An 18,387-nucleotide genomic window follows, 5' to 3' on the forward strand; every position below is an offset into this window, starting at 1 on the left:
TTCTCCTAATCGAAGCTCAGGCGCTCGAGGCGCGCGAAGACGGCGTCGACGCGCGTGAGGAAGCTGCGGGGGTCGAAGATGGCATCGAGCTGCGCGGGCGCAAGCGTGCACGCGGGGTCCGCCTCGAGCTTCTCACGGAAGCTCGACCCCACCTGGCACTGCTGCACCTCTCGCCAGGTCTGCATGGCGCAGGACTGGACTATGGCATAGGCGTCCTCGCGCGCGATGCCGGTATCCACCAGGGCGAGAAGCACCTTCGAGGAGTAGATCAGACCGCGGGTCTTGTTGAGGTTTGCCATCATCTGCTCGCGATAGAGCACCAGGCCGTCCACGATGCGGGTGAGGCAGTGGAACATGTGGTCCAGCGCGATGAAGCTGTCGGCCTGTGCCACACGCTCGGCAGAGCTGTGGCTGATGTCACGCTCGTGCCAGAGGGCCACGTTGTCGAAGGCAACCTGAGCGTTGGCCTTCACGATGCGGGAGAGGCCGCAGACCTTCTCGACGGTGATGGGGTTGCGCTTGTGGGGCATGGCGCTGGACCCCTTCTGGCCCTTGCGGAACGGCTCCTCTGCCTCAAGGGTGTCGGTCTTCTGGAGGTTGCGAATCTCCGTGGCGATGCGCTCACAGGTCGCCGCCACAGTTGCCATGACGCCCGCGAGATAGGCGTGGTGGTCACGACTGATGACCTGCGTTGAGAGCGGGTCGTGCGCGAGGCCCAGGTGCTCGCAGACGTACTCCTCGACGCGCGGGTCAATGGAGGAGTAGGTTCCCACGGCGCCCGAGATGGCGCCAAACGCCACGTTGGCGCGGGCGTCGACGAGGCGGTCCAGGTCTCGCTTGAGCTCCCAGGCCCATGAGCCGAACTTCATGCCGAAGGTCATGGGCTCGGCGTGGATGCCATGCGTGCGCCCCACGCAGAGGGTGTCCCTCTCCTCGAGGGCGCGCCTCTGGCAGACCCTGCCCAGGGCGCGACAGTCCTCGATGAGGATGTCCGTTGCCTGTACGAGCTGGTAGCAAAGGGCCGTGTCCCCCAGGTCGGAGCTGGTCATTCCATAGTGCACCCAGCGGCTGGGCTTGGCATCCCCCTCGGGCACGTCCCTGTCTATGTAGGAAGCCATGTTGGTGAGGAAGGCGATGACGTCATGGTTGGTCACGGCCTCGATCCGGTCTACCTCCTCGCGGTCGAACGCGGCGTGGTCGCGGATCCACTTAGCCTCCTGGGGGGTGATCCCGCTCTCTCCCAGCTCGGCGTGGGCCTCGCAGACAAGGACCTCGATCTCCTGCCAGATGCGATACTTGTTCTCGAGCGAGAAGATGTGACCCATCTCAGGACGGGTGTAGCGATCGATCATGTGACCTCCCGGGGCGGCGGCGCTGTCTGTGCTTCCCAAATTCTAGCGCAGGGAGGATACGTGAGTCCGGAGGGACGGCCCGTGGCAACCCCGCCACAGGGACCCCTCCCCTGCCCTAAGGCCTGCCCGGGGGAACGGCGTCTCTCGCCAAGACCTGCCGTGCCTCCTGCAGCTGCAGCTTCACCGACGAGAGCGCGGTTCCCCCGTAGGTGGTGCGTGCGTTCGCAACGCCCACGGGGTCAAGCCCCTTTGTCACGTCCTGCTCGAAGAGCGGCGAGAAGCCACGGAACTCCTCGAGGCTGAGCTCGCCGAGTTCCACGCCCTTGCGCTCGCAGTACAGCACGAGCTCGCCCACCACCTCGTGGGCGCGCCTGAAGGGCAGTCCCTTCTTGACCAGGTAGTCTGCCACGTCCGTGGCGGCCCCGAAGCCTTTCCGCGCCTGCTCGAGCATCCTCTGGGGGTGCGTCTTCCAGGTCCTGACCATGCCCTCCACGCAGGACATGCAACCCAGCAGGGTGTCTGCCGCGTCGAAGGCCCCCTCCTTGCACTCCTGAAGGTCCTTGTTGTATGCCAGGGGAAGTCCCTTCATGGTGACCAGCAGCCCCACGAGAGACCCCACGACGCGACCCGTCTTGCCGCGTGTGAGCTCGGCGAAGTCAGGGTTCTTCTTCTGGGGCATGATCGAGGAGCCCGTGGAGAAGCCGTCCGAGAGGGTGACGAAGCCGAACTCGCCGCTCGACCAGAGGATGATCTCCTCACAGAGACGCGAGAGGTGCATCATCGATACGCTGCATGCGTACTCGAGGTCCAGGAGGTAGTCTCTGTCGCTGACCGCGTCGAGCGAGTTGGGCATGGTCGAGGAGAAGCCCAGAAGCTCGCTGGTGAGGCCGCGGTCCAGCGGGTAGCTGGTGCCGGCAAGCGCCGCCGCGCCGAGGGGGTTTGCGTCCGCCGCCTCGAAGGCGCGGGCAAGTCGGGAATGGTCTCGTGCCAGCATCCAGAAGTACGCGAGCAGATGGTGCGAGAAGAGCACGGGCTGGGCGTGCTGGAGGTGCGTGTATCCCGGAAGCACCGCTCCAAGGTCCTTACGGGCCGCCTCGAGCAGCGTCTCGCGCAGCCTGCAGTTGCCCTCCATGAGCCGCGAGAGGAGTTCCTTGGCATATAGCCTCAGGTCGCAGGCGACCTGATCGTTTCGGGAGCGCCCCGTGTGGAGGCGCCCGCCAGCTTCTCCAATCTCCCTCGTGAGCTCCGACTCGATGGCCATGTGGATGTCCTCGTCGGCCTCGTCCCAGACGAACTGCCCAGAGTCGATCTTGTCCTCGATGTCCTTGAGGCCCTGGCAGATGGCTCTGCCGTCCTCGTCGCGGATAATCTTCTGCTGCGCGAGCATCTTGGCATGAGCGATGGAGCCCGCTATGTCCTGCCTGTACATGCGCCTGTCAATGCCCAGGGAGGCCCCGAAGTCCTGTGCCGACTCGTCCACGCCTTCCTCGAAGCGTCCCGACCAAAGAGCCATGTGATGCGTCCTCTCGTCCCCAAGGCCCAGCTATGCGCTGGGCGTCCTTTTCTGATCTTCGGCGGCGAACGTGCGCAGCCCCCCCATGCCGGAGGCAGGGCCCTGCCTTGCCGACCAGATGGCGCTCGGAAGGCTGTGAATCCCAATGAATCCCGAGGCAAGGCTGCGGTCGAAGCTGTCATCGTCACCGTAGGTGGCAAGGGACGGATCGTAGAGCGAGTAGGGGCTCCTGCGACCGCACACGCTCAGGACACCCTTGTAGAGCCGAGCCCTGACCTCGCCCGTGACGTGGCGCTGGGTGTATGCGCAGAAGGCATCGAGGGACCCCTTGAGCTGCGAGTACCACTTCCCCTCATAGACCGCCGTTGCCCACCGCTGGTCAACCTGGTGCTTGCACCGCAGGGTGGACCCATCCAGGCAGAGCGTCTCAAGCTCCTGGTGCATGCCGATCAGCGCCAGGGCGGCGGGGCACTCGTAGCACTCGTGGCTCTTGATGCCCACCACGCGGTCCTCGATCATGCTCAGCCGGCCAAATCCATGCCTGCCACAGACCCGGTTGAGCTCAACAATCAGCTCGAGCAGGCGCATCTTTTGACCATTCAGCGAGACGGGCCTTCCTCCCTCGAAGCCCACGGTGATCTCCTCGGGCTCATCGGGAGCCAGCATGGGGTCCCTCGTCATGGTCCAGATGTCTGCGGGAGGTTCAGCCCACGGGTCCTCCAGGTCCCCGCATTCTATGGCGCGACCCCAAAGGTTGTCGTCTATGGAGTAGGGCTTCTCCACGGTGGCGGGAACGGGCACCCCATGCGTCTTCGCCCACTCCATCTCCTGCTCTCGGGTAAGGAGGTTCCACTCGCGCGCCGGGGCGAGCACCACGATGCCCGGGTCAAGGGCGCGAATGCTCGTCTCGAAGCGAACCTGGTCGTTGCCCTTGCCCGTACAGCCGTGGGCTATGTACGCGGCGCCCGTCTCGTGCGCGAGCTCCACCAGATGCCTTGCGATCAGGGGCCTGGAGAGTGCCGAGAGGAGGGGGTATCTGTTCTCGTAGAGCGCGTTTGACGCGATCGCCTGGGCAAGCACGGTCTCTGCGTACTCCTCGCGCATGTCCAGCGCACAGGAGCGGACCGCCCCCATGTCATGGGCCTTGCGCTCGATCCAGCCAAGATCCTCTGCGTCTTGGCCGACGTTTCCGCAGATGGCAATTACGTCAAGGTCCTTTTCCAGCTGCAGCCACTTGACCATGACGGAGGTGTCCAGGCCGCCCGAGTACGCCAGAACTACTTTTTCCTTTGTGCCTTGCTGAGACATGAGAGCCACCAATCTTCTGTTCCGCCGTGAGCTTGCGTGTGCGGGACATGCCCGCCGGAGGCTAGGCTGCGAGCGCGGGGCGCCAAAAGGAAGGGCACCCGACAGTGCCGGGTGCCCTTCGGTCCGATATGTGGTTGGAGGCCGAGCCTAGGCTCCAAGGACCGGTGACAGCGCGCACTGGCGTCGCAGCGTGATTCGTCGATCCTGGCGTCGGAGGGAGATGCCGAGCTTGAGGTTGCGGTTGTGCATCTTTCATTCCCTCCGTTCTTAGAAGAAGGCTTGATTCTCTCGCCCGTCACATTTGTTAGTGGGTCACTCTAGGTCGAATGCGTGCCCGTTGCCAGCCAATGAGGCTGCGCGTATCAGACTGGTAACAAAGGCCACGGGGCGGACAGGGAAACCCTGACGGCGCAGACGCCAAGAGCGGCTCCAAGGGCCCTCATGAAAAATTTCCTGAGGGCCTCTCCTGCAAAAGCCCAGTTGGATTATGGAGATGCCACAGGAAAATATTCTCTGTGGGTTCCTTGACCCGCGCGCGAGGGGGTGAGGCCAGGGCGGTGGGCGGGGCACGAAAAAGGCCATCGCCCAAAAATGGGCGATGGCCTGCCGTTTCATGGTGGGTCGTATGGGGGTCGAACCCATGACCTTGGGATTAAAAGTCCCCTGCTCTACCAACTGAGCTAACGACCCGGCGAGCGCAATTCTACCACGTCAGGACCTGTGCCTACCGCAGCTCCCAGGCCCACTGCCCGTTCTCGAAGACGGGGGTCTCCTTGCCGTCGGCAGACAATCCCATGATGGAGAGGTCGTCTGCTCCGATCATGAAGTCAACGTGCGTAGCGGACTGGTTTACCCCGTGGGCGAAAAGGGCGTCCTTATCCATGTCCAGGCCTCCCTCGAGGCACTCGGGGAACCCCATGCCAAGGGCGAGGTGGCAGCTGGCGTTCTCGTCGTAGAGCGTGTCGAAGAAGAGCACCCCGCTCTGGCGGATGGGCGTGTTCTTGGAGATGAGCGCGCACTCCCCCAGGCGCCTGGCGTTCTCGTCAGTCTCGAGGATGTGGGTGAGGACGTCCTTGCCCACGGCCGCGTCATACTCCACCACACGGCCCTCCTCGAAGCGCAGCCAGAAGTCGTCAACGATCTGGCCGGCGTGCACGAGCGGCATGGCCGAGTGTACGATACCCGTGGCCCGACGGCAGTCTGGCGTGGTGAAGACCTCCTCTGTGGGAATGTTGGGAAAGAAGGCCGTTCCGGACACCGTCCTGGCCGCGCCTCCCTCCCATATGTGTCCCTTGTTGAGGCCGACGAGGAGGTTGGTGCCGTTGGAGGAGCGGTAGCGCAGGCTGTCGAAGGCATCCTCGTTGAGCTGGCGCTTGTTCTTCTCGAAGGTGGCGTTGTGGGTCTCCCACGCGGCCTGGGGGTCCTCCCCGCTTGCGCGTGCCACCTGCAGGATCAGCTCCCAGAGACGATAGACGGCCTCGTCTGCCGAGCTGTCTGGGAACACCTTGCCCGCCCAGGCGCGCACGGGAACCCCCGCGATGCACCAGACGTTGCGGCCAAAGTCCATGCCGTTACGGAAGGAGCCACACTCGACGTTGCGCGCACGGGACGCCGCGGCAGGCTTGGCGGGGTCGATGCCATCAAGGGCGGATGGGTCCCTCCCCTCCAGGAAGAGGAAGCTCGCCCCCTTCTCCGCAAGCGAGTTCAGCTGCTCGACCTTCCAGCTGGGGGTGTGCTTGAAGTACTCGAGACCCACGTTCTCGTACTCCATGCGCGTCATGGCGTCGTCCGCCCAGATCACGGTCACGTGACCGGCACCACAGGCATAGGCCTCCCTCACCACACGGCGGGCAAAGTCCGCGCACTCCACGGGAGACTGGACCACCAGCTCCTGCCCTTTCTCGATGACCGCGCCTTTCCTAACCAGAAGCTCGGCATAGCCATCGATCTGGCTGGACAGGCCCTCTATGGCCCGCTGCCACTCGGCCGCAGTTGTAACAGACCCCATGGTTCCCCCTCAAGAGACTTTTCTGGTCGCAATAGCTAGATGACCATAGCAGGTTTGCCCGCAAACGGGTGCGCGCCCCGCACGCCGCAAGAGATGCGGTGCCGGGGCGCACACTTTTTCTTTGCTTCCCTACTTGATGAGGTCAAGCACCTCAGAGAGGCCCTTGCGGCCAAAGCTGACCCTCTCCCTGCCGCTGCCGTCGTCGACCACCAGGCAGGGCACGCTCATGACGTCGTACTTCTCCCTTAGCTGAGGGAAGTGGTTGATGTCGTAGACCTGTGCGGAAACCCGAGGGTTATCCGCCGCTATGCGCTGTGCGGCAAGAACCACCTCGGGACACATGGTGCACGAGAGGCCCACAAGCACCTTGAGGGACACGGGGGCGTCCAAGGATGCGATGGCCCTTCGGTCCTCCTCGTCTATGGGCTGTCCCGGGCCTGCGGCATTGTAGATTCCCAGGACGAACGAGGTGAACTCGTGACCGCCGGGAACGCCATGAAAGCCCATACCAAGGGGAGTCCCATCCATGCGCATCAGCTCCACAAAAGGCAGCTCAGATGCCTCGTCGACGCTCGCGTCCGCACGCTCCACAAGGAGCTTGTCGCTGTGCGACGCAAGCTCCTCCATATACGCGGAAAGCTCCTGCGATACGGGCCTCTCATCCAGGTGCAGGCGCAGCACGAGGTTGCTCTCGAGGCGAGAGAACACGGTCTGCAGCTGCGCCACCGTCGCGTCATCGAAGAGCGCCGAGGAGGACGTCCCCTTGGGCTCTGGCTGTGCCACGGGGGTCTTGGGAAGGCGCGTCACGGGAGCTTGGGGCACAAGCCCCGTGCGCTCCTGGGCTGCCTTCACATAGCGCTCGACGTCCGTCGCGGCCGCGGCCGCCTCGCCCACCGCCGTCGCAACCTGGCGCAGGCGCTTGACGCACACGTCGCCGGCGGCGAAGAGGCCTTCTGCGGAGGACATGTGGTTCTCGTCCGTGATGATGTAGCCCTGCGGGCTCAGCTCTGCCACCCCCTGGGCGAGGGCGGTGGCAGGCACGTAACCTGCCTGGACGAAGACGCCGAAGGTCTCTCCCTCCTCCGCGACGTGCCAGCTCTCTTCTCCCGTCCTGTTGTTGCGCCAGCTGATCTTGCGCAGGGCGGAGTCTCCCTCCACGGACGTGACCTCGCTGTTATAGAGAACCTCGATCTTCTCGTGAGACTTGGCCCCCTCTGACGCCGCGGGGGCGCAGCTGAAGTCGGCCTCGCGCACAAGGATGGTCACCTTGCGGGCGTACTTCGTGAGGAACACGGACTCCTCCGCTGCGGCGAAGCCCCCGCCGATGACGAAGACGTCCTTGCCCGTGAAGAACTCTCCGTCGCAGGTCGCGCAGTACGCAACGCCATGCCCCTTGAACTCGTCCTCGCCCACAAAGCCCACGCGGCGCGGGGAGGCGCCGGTTGCAAGCAGTATCGCATGGCATGAAAGCGTGCCCTTGGAGCTCTTTACCTGCTTGACTTCGCCCGACACGTCAAGGGATTCGACGGTCGCGAGCATGAACTCCGCCCCAAACGCCTCTGCCTGCCGGCGCATCGTCTCGGTAATCTCGGCTCCGCTGGCGCTGAGGACGCCAGGGTAGTTCACGACCTCGTTGGTGATGGTAATCTGACCGCCAAAGCGGTCCTTCTCCACGACGAGAACCCTGTAACGCGCACGGGCGAGATACAGGGCGGCGGTGAGCCCCGCTGGCCCACCGCCGACGATGACCGCGTCGTAGAGGTTGTCAGCCTCTGCCATGGACGCTCCTTAGAGCTGCCCGACGAGGTCGAGGCTAGGCTTGAGCGTCTCCGCGCCGGGCTGCCACTTTGCCGGGCAGACCTGGTCGCCATGCTCGGCCACGAACTGAGCGGCCTTGGTCAGGCGCAGGAGCTCCTCCGCGTTGCGCCCGATGCCGCCAGCGGTCACCTCATACACCTGGATCTTCCCGGAGGGATCAACAACGAAGGCGCCGCGCTCGGCCATGCCATCGGCCTCGATGAGGACCTCGAAGTCCTTCGCCAGGGCCTGGGTGGGGTCGGCGAGCATGGGGTAGGTCACCTTGGAGATGCGCTCGGAGCTGTCGTGCCAGGCCTTGTGCACGAAGTGGGTGTCGCAGGAGACGGAATAGACCTCGCAGCCGATGCCCTGGAACTGCTCGTAGAGCCCCGCAAGCTCCTCGAGCTCGGTGGGGCATACGAAGGTGAAGTCAGCGGGGTAGAAGAAGAACAGGCCCCACTTGCCAAGGACGTCGGACTTGGTGATGGTCTTGAACTCACCATTCTGGTAGGACTGAACGCTGAAGTCAGAAATCTCCTTGCCAATCAAAGACATGTTGTCTTCCTTTCTCGTTTGTCTGGGGAAGCTCTCTTCCCTTTAGGAGCTATTATTAGTAATAATTATTGATAAGTCAAGCATGAGGGGGCGTGGGATCGACGAATCGTTTGGGCATCACAAGGATTACCATTCGTGCGGAGAGGAGACGACCATAGTTAAGAGACGCAACACACGCCAGCGGCAGCTTGTGCTCGATGCCGTCTGTGCCACCCGCTCACACCCCACCGCAGAGGACGTGTATCTCGCGGTGCATGCCACTGACGAAAGAATCAGTCGTGCAACGGTGTATCGCAACCTGCACCTACTTGCAGAAGAGGGGGAGATCCTCTCCGTCAGGCTGCCGGGATGCGAGCGCTTCGACGTGCGCACCGACTGTCACGCCCATCTCGTCTGCCCCAGGTGTGGGGCCGTCAGGGACGTGCCCGTTCCGAGCGCGCTCGTGCGCGCGGCCCAGGAGAGAATCTGCGCGGAGACCGGATATAACGTTACTTCTAGTTACATGGTCTATGAGGGAGTCTGTCCCTCCTGCCAGGAAGCCGTGGAAGACTGATCACCCTTCCACTATGTGCGGCAACACCACTATTGCCAGCACCGTCAACGCAACCAAGACGAGCTTCCAGCCCAGGGAGCGGGCGTAGGGGCTCGGCCCCTTGATCGGCATGCACGTGACCTTCACCATTTCCTCCTCTATCAACTGTGCATAACTTACTTTGGGACGAAGGTAGCACTTTCAGACAAATAAGTTAGTATTGGTTTACTTATTTAGGCAAGTGGTGCCGTTTTCAGGACGAAATGCACATCTGTCGCGCGGGCCAAAAAAAGCGCCGGCCCCTAAAGACCGGCGCTTGCTCTCGATGGAGCGGGTGACGGGACTCGAACCCGCGAATGCGAGCTTGGGAAGCTCGTGCCTTACCACTTGGCGACACCCGCAACTGACAGAGGATTCTATCACAGCTTGCTACGAGCGGCGAATGACCTCCGCAACGATTTCGGCGACATCTACCACCTGGGCAGGGTTGACGTTCTCGGGCTCGTCCGCCTCGGAGCGGGAGAGCGCAAAGGACCCGTCGGAGGAAAGTCCCGCGATGGTGGCAGCACGCATGGCGGACTGCATGGCAGGGGTCGCGTCCGTCTCGTCCCAGTTGTAGCGAGAACGGCCGAGCTCGACATGCAGGTCCTGCGCAACACTACCCATAAGACGCACCATCCTGCGATCGGCCCGGCGCGTGTTGCTTGACCCCTCGCTCGTGAGAACCGTAAGGTCTCCCGCACCGACGCAGTTGAGGTTTATGACGAAGGCACCGCGGATGGCCTTCCTGAAGTCCGACAGGAAGGCGCGGATGCCCGCGTGGTCCATGGTGGAGGCGCCCGTCGCAACGAACCAGATGTCATGCGCCAGAAGCTCGTCGTCGCTCATGCTCAGTATGGCGTCTCGCAGCTCCTCGGCATCCTGGGCGCCCATATCGCCCTCGACCGGCTCGCCATCCACGAGGCGAAGATCGAATCGGCTCGTCGCGCCGCCCTTCCAGCCGTCCTTGCGAGCGCCGCTTTCCGGCTCGTCAGCAAAGTTATCCCAGCTGCCGATCTCGCGGCCGTCCTTCTTCGCGTCGAAGTCGTCTCCTACGCCCAGCCACTCGCCCAGGGTGTCAGCCTCCTCCTCGTGCCTGCGACCGAAGAGGCCGAAGCCCCTCTTGCCGGCACGGGCGGTCTGATCGGGCCTGTAGGTCGGCGCCGGCGAAGCATCCGCTCCCACAAAGCCAATGGGCTCCTGGGTTCCGCGGGTGGCCCCGTGGTCCTCGTCCTGGGCAACTTCCTCAACGGCCCCCTCCGCCGCGCGAGGAGTGGGGGCGGTGCTGTCGGGGTCGAGGGCGAAGGGATCCCTCGAAACCGTGGAGGGGTCCGGAAGGTCGAAGAGCACCGCGCGGCGGGCCACGCTTGACGCACGGGGGCGGAACTCAGAGGTTCCCCAGCTCGGGTCGTCAACGGGCGTGGGCACGGGCTTCTGCTCGGCAGGGCGGGAGACGCTGCCGTCCTCCGAAAGGTTGTCCAGCCCACTGGTGTCCTTGTCAGGGGGCTCGAACTCGATGGAATCCCCCTCGTCCAGGAAGGACAGGGCCGGGACCGCCATGGTGGCCTGGGAGTCGCTCAGGTCGTCCGTCTTTCCAAGGACATTCTCGGACTCGGCACCAAGCGCCTCGTGCCCCACTTCCTCAGGAGGCTCCGCCTCTTGGCCGGGTCCCTCGGCAAGGTCGCTCTCGGCCGAGGAGACCTCGTTGCCAGCGTCCTCGAGCTCAAGTCCCCCCACCGGCTCCCGCTCGGGGGCGCTCGGCTGAGCCAGGCGCTCCCTCCAGCCGGCAAAGGCCCTCTTCAGGCGATCGAAGACGCTATCCGAGGCCAGCGCCTCTTCGTCAGCGATCTGCTCGAACTTGGCGTCTGCCGTTTCCTGGGCAGGCGCGGCCGGCTCCTCGAACGTGTGCGAACGCTGGAAGAAGGAGGGTACGTATCCACTGCGCTGGTCCTCCTCGTCCGCCCCGGGCTCAAGGCCGGAGAGGTCGGGGGCAACGTAGAAGTCGTCAGCCGAGAACGCGGGCATCTCGGGGACCTCCGGAAGAGACGAGAGGTCAAGCTCGGGGCGGGCGGGAAGGTCGTAGACGATGTCACAGCCGTCGGGAAGGATTCCCAGAGACTCCACGAACTCCGCACCGCGACGGACGTGGCGACCATCGGTTTCCACGCGGGCGGTCACGGAGGGCAGGACGCTGGGCACGGGCTCGTTGGGCTCGAAGGTGGGCCCGTCTTCCTCCTCGGGCTCCATGCCAGACGCCGACCCATCAAGGGGGTTCGCGCCAGGAGCCTCGTCACCCGGCCTATGGGAGAGGGCTTCCCTCACACCGCTCACGCCTCCGCGAAGCCTGGAGGCAAGCCCCGAGAAGGTCTCGCTCGCCCTGTGTCCCAGCTCGCCCAGGCCAGCAGGAATCTCCTTGGGGGCGTCAGGCCCGGAGGGCTCTCCCTCGCCGTCCTCGAGCTGCGAGGCCTCCTCCGCGACAGGCTCCTTCGCCTCGAGAGGCTCCTCGTCAGCGGCCTCGCTGGCTGAGAGGACCTCCTCCGCGGGAGCAGGGCGCGCGGCGGCCCAGCGCTTCGCCTGGTCGTCCGCGGGACGGACCTTGTCCATGACGCCAAGCATGGCCGCCACGGAGGCCTTGTTGTCGTTGGCGCCCGTGGTGCAGGGAGCAAAGCGACCATAGACGCCATCTACCCCCAGCATGAGCAGGGGCAGGGCGGCGAGGATGCCGACGACCCAGAGGGCGTGGCGGGCGGCGGGAGGGATGGGCCCAACGGCCTGGAGCAGGGCGCACAGTGCGACGGCAGACACGCACCAGAAGCTTGCCCTCTTCATGATGGTCACGTACTGCGCAACCGGGGTGCGGGCAAGCAGGCTCTCGTTGGGGGTGTCATAGTGCGCAACAATGACTATGGGGCGGTTCCCCTTTACGACAAGCGGACCGCAGGCACGATGCACCCCAACCACGTTCTGGCTCTTTGACCTGGGGCCAATGCCCTGAAGGATGTCCTTTCCGCCAAAGCGCAGGGCGAGCAGGGTCACGCTTGCCAGGGCGAGCAGCAGGCCAACGACACCGACGGCGGTGCCCAAGATGCCGCTCAGCATCATGCCCAGGAAGAGCGTGACGTAAAGCGCGTCATGCGCGATAGTCCCCGCAGCGGGCGCGTCAAACTCCTGGATGGTGGTATCGAGGCCATGGTCAGCCATGAGGGACTGCAGGAGCTGTGCCGCATCAAGCTCCTCCTGGCTGTTTGCGGGCGCAATCTCGATCTGGTTGTTCAGATAGTCAAGGTAGTCACGCGTAGGTGCCATGCTATACATCCTTTGCCCGAGGCAATGAGAGTCGTCCAGCGTTTCATCGTCTGAGTATACGTCTTATCATGCATATTTGTCCGAAGGCGGCGCGGCCAATAGGCTGATTGGTCTGTCCCGCCTTCAATTACTGACGCCAGGGACCCGAAGGGGGCAGGGGTGGACGCAAGCCAGGACGAGGCGCTTCCCCGCATAAGCTCGGATGACGAGAGGGCCGTAAGGCTCGCCAGCCTGGTGCTCGCCCTCTCGAGGGCGAGCAGGCCCCTCTCGTCTGCGGAGCTGCACTGGCGCTATTACCCCGGCCTTTCCGACGAGGGCTTTGCCAGAAGCTTCCTGAGGGACCGCGAGGCCCTTGCCCTCATGGGGGCGGACGTGCAGGACAGGTGCGCCGGCAGCGGCTCTGAGGGCCATTGGTCCCTCAGGGAGGGTGAGGGCAAGGCGGCGCGGCTGAGTCGGTCCGAGGAGCTGCTCGTCATCAGCCTCTGCAGCCCGCTCGTTGGGAAGGCGGACTTCCCCTACCGAAACGAGCTTCGTGTCGCCCTGGCAAAGATCGACCGCCGCTTTGACACCCCTCCCCTAGCCGCCCAGGCGCCGGTCGTTGACGACGACGGGATGCTCGACGGCCTTCTGGGCTGCATGGCACGCGGCCACGCCGTGGAAGCCACCTACACGAACGCCGCCGGCGAGGGGAGAAGGCGCTGCATCGCCCCTTGGGGCTGCTTCGGCCTGCGCGACCACATCTACTTTGTGGGGCCGGAGCTGGTCGAGGGCTCCAGCGAGGGAGAGGCGCGGGTGTGGAGGCTCGATCGCTTCTCCAGCGCGCGCGAGACAAGGCTCTCAGTCGCTCCTCCCGAGGGCTTCCGGGTCGAGAACTACCTGCGCCTGCCCTTCCAGATGGGACAAGACTCCCTGAGCTGCCTCTTCCTCGTTCCGCAGGGCATCGACAGGGGTCTTCACGCCCTCCTCGAGAGGCATGGGTCCCTCGAAGAGAACCAGGGACGAGTCTTGTGGCGCACCACGGCCAGCAACGTCTTTGACGCAGCGTCCTGGGGCATCTCCCAAGGGCTTGCCTGCCTCGAGCCCACCGAGCTGAGAGACGCCTGCAGGCAGATACTGGAAGGCTCTTGCCATGGGCGCTAGGAAGCGAGGGAGGCGGGGAAGCGCGCAAACCGCGAGGGAGCTGGTGACGCTTCTGGGGGTGCTGGGAAGCAAGGGGGCTCGCCTCAGCGCGCGAAGCATAGCGGCACGCCTTGGCTGCAGCTGGCAGCACGCCCGAAAGCTCCTCTTCCTCCTTCTTCAACTGAGGGACGCGCAGGACTTGCCCCTGCCTCTCTCAAGCCAGGACGGCTCGCTCGACGAGCTGGAGCTCGCCTGGCACGAGGGAGGGGAGGAAAGCCCCATTGCCCTCAGCCCCTCTGAGCTGGCGGCGGTCCTCTCCGCACTGGCGCGGGCGGGTCTGGGACCTGAAAGCGGGTTCGCCCAGAGGGTCAATGCCGCACTGGGCCCCGAGGGGAAGGTTTCCCCTCCGAGGCCCACGGGGCCGGATGTGGCCGGAAACGTCGCGAGGGTGGCGGCTGCGCTTATGTCGGGACAGGGTCTGAGCTTCATGTATTCCCCTGGGGGCGGTGAGGGCCCGCAGCTCAGGCACGTGTCGCCGCAGGGGCTGCGCGAGGAGGGCTCGCTTTGGTACCTTGACTCCTTTGACCAGAACCGCGGGGCAGAGAGAACCTTCCGGCTCGACCGCATGAGCCGGCTCGCGCTGTTCGAGAAGGGCGACATCGCGGCTGGGAGCATGGCGGACACAAACGGCCGCGGCGTCCGCCTGCGCTTTGACTCACCGCGGTGGCTTGATGTGTTCCACTGGCCCGGCCTGCTCATCGAGGACGAAAGGGACGGCCAGCTCATCTGCAGCATTCCTTACTACGGTGGCACCTGGCTTGCACGGCAGGTCTGTGCCTGCGCAGGGCAGGTGCGCACGGAGGACGGGGAGTTGTCAGAGGGGGTACGGCAGTGCGCGAGGGAGATGCTCGAGCTCCTCGACGAGCGTCACGCCTCGTGACCCCGGCGCCAGATCTCAAGGTAGCGGCCCACATTCTCGGACTCGAGAAGGCTTGCCTGGGGGTTGGGCAGCGACTTCAGGAACTGGCGCCCGTATCTCTTGCTCACCAGGCGGGAGTCTGCGAGCACCAGCACGCCGCTGTCGCTTGAGCTCCTGATGAGCCTTCCTGCGGCCTGCTTCAGCGAGATGACGGCGTCGGGAAGGGAGTAGCGCCACCAGGCGCGCTCCTCCCTGAGCTCGCGCTCGCGGGCTATGGGGTCATGAGGCGAGGCGAAGGGCAGCTTGCAGACCACGACGCATCGAAGGGTCTCCCCCGTCGCATCGAAGCCCTCCCAGAACGACCTCAGGGCAAAGAGGGATGCCGACTTCTTTGACATGAAGCGTTCCCTGAGCCTCTTTGGAGACGACCCCCGCTCCTGGCAGACGAGCTCGATTCCCAGGGAGGCGAGCTGCGGGGCGAGCGCCTCGCAGCAGAGCTCCATGTCTCGCCGGTTGGTGAAGAGCGTGAGGACGGAGCCGCCCATGCAGCGATGGACGTCCAGGAGCAGGGTCTTGAGGGCCTCCAGATAGCGTGGGTCCTGCGGCTCGGGCATGTCCTTCGCGACCACAACCGACATGTTGCGCAGGTAGTCGAAGCTGGATTGCAGCTGCAGGTCCCTGTGCTGGCCTGGAGGGAGGCGGTCTAGGCCTACGGCGTGGTCGAAGCGCTCGAAGCTCTCCCCCACCGCCATCGTCGCCGAGGTGAAGATGACGCTCTCCATCTCTGGCAGCCACTTTTTGCAGAGGTCGTGCCCGATGTCGAGCTTCTCTGCCACGAGCTTTTCCTGGGGCATGTCACGTCTTCGACGCGACAGCTGGGCGGAGTAGACGTAGGTCTCGTCGCTTCCGTCCATGATCAGCCTTAGGTTGCCCAAAAGTTCCGAGAGGAACTGGGCCGACTCCGCCAGGTCCGTCACCTGCCTGGGAATCGCCTGGCCAAGCTCCACAATAGCCGCCTTGACGTCCTTTTCCGCCTCCTCGAGCCTGAGAAGCGCCGGCGATGCCACGTGTTCGAGCGACTCCCAGGGCGAGCTTCCGCGAGTCTTGGGGTCAATCCACAGGGTCAGGCTTTCGTAACCGTCGGCCTGCCGCGAAAGCGATGAGAGCTCGTGCAGGGCATCAAAGACGTCGGACATTGACGTGGCCGCTCGGGAGCAGGAGGCGCTTGCCTTGGTCAGGAGGCGCACAACCAGGCCGCTCGCCTCGTCTCCCCCAGCGGCACAGAGGGCGTCATGCAGGGCCCCCGTCTTGGTTCCGCCAAGCCTCTCGAAGGCCTCCCTCGTCAGGGAGCCAGAGACCTCTCGAGCCCACTGCTGGCGCGCCTCCGCCTCGAAGGCGTGCGCCTCGTCGACGACCCAGTGGCGCACGGGCGGGAGAATCTTCCCGTCCATGTCGATGTTCCTCAGGAGAAGGGAGTGGTTGGTCACCACCACGTCGCTGCACGCGGCGCGGCGGCGGGCCCCGTGGACAGGGCACTCGCTAGGAAAGTACGGGCACCTGCCCCTGAGGCACTCCGCAGGCGTCGTGGTCAGCATGGATCGAGGCACGTTGCGCCAGCGTACGCCAAGCGTGTCGGGCTCGGCGGCAAGCGACTGCGACGCGAGGGCATACGATACGGCCAGCGCGCCGAGCATGTCCGTCGCGACGGTGTGCCGAGATCTACCCGCCCCCTCGACCTGAGAGACCGGGAGGGGCTGGGAGGCAAAGCGATCGAGCCTGTGGGGACAGAGGTAGTGGTCGTAGCCTTTGAGGCTGGTGAAGCTGACCCCACCGGGAATCGCGCGGTCAAGGGCGGGGAGCTCGTGAGAGATCAGCTGGTCCGTCAGGGCGTTTGTCTTTGTCGCCACACCAACCGTGATCTTGTTCTGTCGGGCTAAGAGCAGTTCGGGAAGGAGGTAGGCCACCGACTTCCCCACTCCCGTGCCCGCCTCGATGGCCCTGTGGGTCGAGTCCTCGAGCGCCTGGCGCACCTCGAGGGCCATCTGCAGCTGCTCTGGGCGGCTCTCGAAGCGCTCGTACATGGCCCCCACCACGCCCTCCGGACCAAAGGCCCGCACGAGCTCCTCGGGACCTGGCGCCGTCGCCGGCGACGGCCGTGAGGCAGCGTCCTCCCGAGGGGTGTTGACCACGGCGCCGCTCAGGCCATGGCGGACGAGCTTGAGCGAGAAGGGGCCAGAGGGACGCGTCTGCGCCAGGTGGGAGAAGATGGGGCGATAGACCCATTCGATGTCCTCGTGCATGCGAGCGAGCATGGCAAGGAGGCCGTCAGGAAGGTCGCAAAGGCCCAGCAGGATGATGCGCCACATGCCAGCGAGGGCGTCCACGTCGTCTGTGGCGCGGTGGGTGACGGAATCGCAGCCGAAGGCATGCGCCATGTCCGCGAGGCGATGGGAAGAGAGCAGCGGAAGGGCTATGCGCGAGAGGGCGAGCGTGTCAATCCAGTTGTCGCTCACGTCCCTTCCACCAGGGACCATTTCCACAAAGGTGCGGTCGAAGATCGCGTTATGGGCGAGGACCGGAGATCCCCCCACGAAGTCAGCGAGGGCGCACACCGCCTCCTCTGCTGCCGGGGCGTCCGCCACGTCCAGGTTGCTGATGTGCGTGAGGGCGCTTATCTCGGCAGGAATGGGGCGACAGGGATGGACGAAGGTCTGAAAGCGCTCCACAACCTCTCGCCCGCTCAGGCGGGCGGCAGCGATCTCTATGAGCTCGCAGTCCCTGAACGAGAGCCCCGTGGTCTCGGTGTCGATGACCACCATGTCCTCCTCGAGCAGGTCAAAGGAGCTGCTCTCGGCACGCTCGGGAAGGCTGAGGTAGCGGGCGCGCAGGTCCTGGCTGACATGTGCCGGAAGAAGCGCGTCTATGTACTCTTCGAGCTGCGCGAGGCGCTCTGGGGTCAGTGGGCTCACCTGCGCGCTTCACGCCCCTCGAGAGCAAGCTCCACAAGGCGGCGGCAGAGCTCGGGAAACTCTATGCCCGCCCTGCGGGCCGAGTCGGGCAGCAGGCTCGTGCTCGTCATGCCGGGGATGGTGTTGGTCTCCAGTATCACGGGGGTCCCGTCCTCGCAGACGATAAAGTCGCTGCGGGAGGCGCCCCTGCAGCCCAGGGCCTTGTGCGCCCTCACCGCCAGCTCCTGTGCCCTGGCATACACCTCGGGCGCAAGGCGCGCCGGGATGATGTGATGCAGCTCGGATGGCTCGTACTTGACCTTGAGGTCATAGAACTCGGAGTTGAAGCTGATCTCAACCACGGGAAGCGCGACAGGGGCGTCGTTTCCCAGCACGGGAACCGTTATCTCAGTACCGCTGACGCAGCTCTCCACCAGTACGCGATCTCCTGCGGAACCTGCCAGGCGCAGGGCCTCGTCCAGCGCCCCCCTGTCGCTCACGCGCGTGACACCAAAGCTTGAGCCGTTTGCCGCAGGCTTGACGAAGAGGGGGAGCCCCAGGCGCTCTACGAGCTCGTCGGCCTCCTCGTCGCTCAGTGGCTTCCCCGGAGCCAGGTCAACGCCGGCGGGAACGGGTATTCCCGCCTCGCGATACAGGACCTTCGCAACCTCCTTCTCGGTTCCCACGGCAGACGCGAGAACGTTCGAGAAGGTGTAAGGCAGATGAAGAACCTCGAGCAGTCCCTGGATGCAGCCATCCTCGCCGTAGCGCCCGTGCATCGCGACGAAGGCCACGTCGAAGCAGCCCCCCGCCAGGTTGGTGACGAAGTCTTCTGATGCCACGTCCAGAAGCTCGACGCTGGCAAAGCCCGCCTGCCTCAGCGCCTCCTCGCAGGCTCGGCCCGAGCTCATGGACACGTCCCTCTCGTCCGACCAACCACCCGCCAAGACGGCGACTCTATATTGTGTAACGTCGGTTCTCTCCATCAGGG

At 64.8% G+C, this 18,387-nt stretch carries 12 protein-coding genes and 2 tRNA genes; 3 read left to right on the forward strand and 11 right to left on the reverse strand.

Features of this window, described 5'->3' with window-relative positions:
• Positions 1–5: 5 nt before the first annotated feature.
• The 7 genes from purB to ahpC all read right to left on the reverse strand — a co-directional run bounded on the left by purB (position 6) and on the right by ahpC (position 8,533).
• Positions 6–1,352 (reverse strand): adenylosuccinate lyase, encoded by a 1,347-nt coding sequence (purB, locus tag CZ375_RS07330; protein WP_077598569.1) that lies wholly within the window; start codon positions 1,350–1,352, stop codon positions 6–8.
• A 115-nt stretch (positions 1,353–1,467) separates the two neighbouring features.
• Positions 1,468–2,865 (reverse strand): argininosuccinate lyase, encoded by a 1,398-nt coding sequence (argH, locus tag CZ375_RS07335; RefSeq protein WP_077598570.1) that lies wholly within the window; start codon positions 2,863–2,865, stop codon positions 1,468–1,470.
• 30 nt (positions 2,866–2,895) lie between these two features.
• Complete coding sequence (locus CZ375_RS07340) at positions 2,896–4,173, reverse strand: argininosuccinate synthase (protein WP_077598571.1); 1,278 nt, start codon at positions 4,171–4,173, stop codon at positions 2,896–2,898.
• 614 nt (positions 4,174–4,787) lie between these two features.
• Positions 4,788–4,863, reverse strand: a tRNA-Lys gene (locus CZ375_RS07345).
• 34 nt (positions 4,864–4,897) lie between these two features.
• On the reverse strand, positions 4,898–6,181 hold the full coding sequence (locus tag CZ375_RS07350) for an aminopeptidase (protein ID WP_077598572.1): 1,284 nt from the start codon (positions 6,179–6,181) through the stop codon (positions 4,898–4,900).
• 129 nt (positions 6,182–6,310) lie between these two features.
• The gene (locus CZ375_RS07355; RefSeq protein ID WP_077598573.1) at positions 6,311–7,960 is read right to left on the reverse strand and encodes an FAD-dependent oxidoreductase; all 1,650 of its coding nucleotides are present in this window, start codon (positions 7,958–7,960) and stop codon (positions 6,311–6,313) included.
• A gap of 9 nt (positions 7,961–7,969) precedes the next feature.
• Positions 7,970–8,533 carry an alkyl hydroperoxide reductase subunit C gene (gene ahpC / locus CZ375_RS07360; RefSeq protein ID WP_077598574.1) on the reverse strand — a complete coding sequence of 188 codons (564 nt, stop codon included), beginning with the start codon at positions 8,531–8,533 and terminating at the stop codon, positions 7,970–7,972.
• An 82-nt stretch (positions 8,534–8,615) separates the two neighbouring features.
• Between ahpC and CZ375_RS07365 the strand changes: the two genes are divergently transcribed.
• Entirely contained in the window at positions 8,616–9,086 is a 471-nt protein-coding gene (locus CZ375_RS07365; RefSeq protein WP_077598575.1) for a Fur family transcriptional regulator, read from the forward strand.
• Positions 9,087–9,391: 305 nt separating this feature from the next.
• On the opposite strand, the gene CZ375_RS07370 is transcribed toward CZ375_RS07365, so the two are convergent.
• Together CZ375_RS07370 and CZ375_RS07375 are read right to left on the reverse strand one after the other, a co-directional pair.
• Positions 9,392–9,466 (reverse strand) — tRNA-Gly (locus CZ375_RS07370).
• Positions 9,467–9,494: 28 nt separating this feature from the next.
• Positions 9,495–12,410: a hypothetical protein gene (locus CZ375_RS07375; protein WP_077598576.1), complete on the reverse strand. Its 2,916-nt coding sequence runs from the start codon at positions 12,408–12,410 to the stop codon at positions 9,495–9,497.
• Positions 12,411–12,569: 159 nt separating this feature from the next.
• On the opposite strand from CZ375_RS07375, the gene CZ375_RS07380 reads away from it, so the two are divergent.
• Positions 12,570–13,550 (forward strand): helix-turn-helix transcriptional regulator, encoded by a 981-nt coding sequence (locus CZ375_RS07380; RefSeq protein WP_077598577.1) that lies wholly within the window; start codon positions 12,570–12,572, stop codon positions 13,548–13,550.
• Positions 13,540–14,469: a helix-turn-helix transcriptional regulator gene (locus CZ375_RS07385; RefSeq protein ID WP_077598578.1), complete on the forward strand. Its 930-nt coding sequence runs from the start codon at positions 13,540–13,542 to the stop codon at positions 14,467–14,469. The genes CZ375_RS07380 and CZ375_RS07385 overlap by 11 nt, the downstream gene beginning before the upstream one ends.
• Here the strand turns inward: CZ375_RS07385 and CZ375_RS07390 are convergent.
• Both CZ375_RS07390 and CZ375_RS07395 read right to left on the reverse strand, forming a co-directional pair.
• Entirely contained in the window at positions 14,457–17,417 is a 2,961-nt protein-coding gene (locus tag CZ375_RS07390; protein ID WP_077598579.1) for a helicase C-terminal domain-containing protein, read from the reverse strand. The two genes, CZ375_RS07385 and CZ375_RS07390, sit on opposite strands and share 13 nt — an antisense overlap.
• Positions 17,414–18,382, reverse strand: coding sequence for a D-alanine--D-alanine ligase family protein (locus CZ375_RS07395; protein ID WP_077598580.1), 969 nt, complete (start codon positions 18,380–18,382; stop codon positions 17,414–17,416). Before CZ375_RS07395 ends, CZ375_RS07390 begins: the two co-directional genes overlap by 4 nt.
• Positions 18,383–18,387: the final 5 nt, after the last annotated feature.

Origin of the sequence: Olsenella urininfantis (assembly GCF_900155635.1) — a bacterium.
GTDB lineage: Bacteria > Actinomycetota > Coriobacteriia > Coriobacteriales > Atopobiaceae > Olsenella_G > Olsenella_G urininfantis.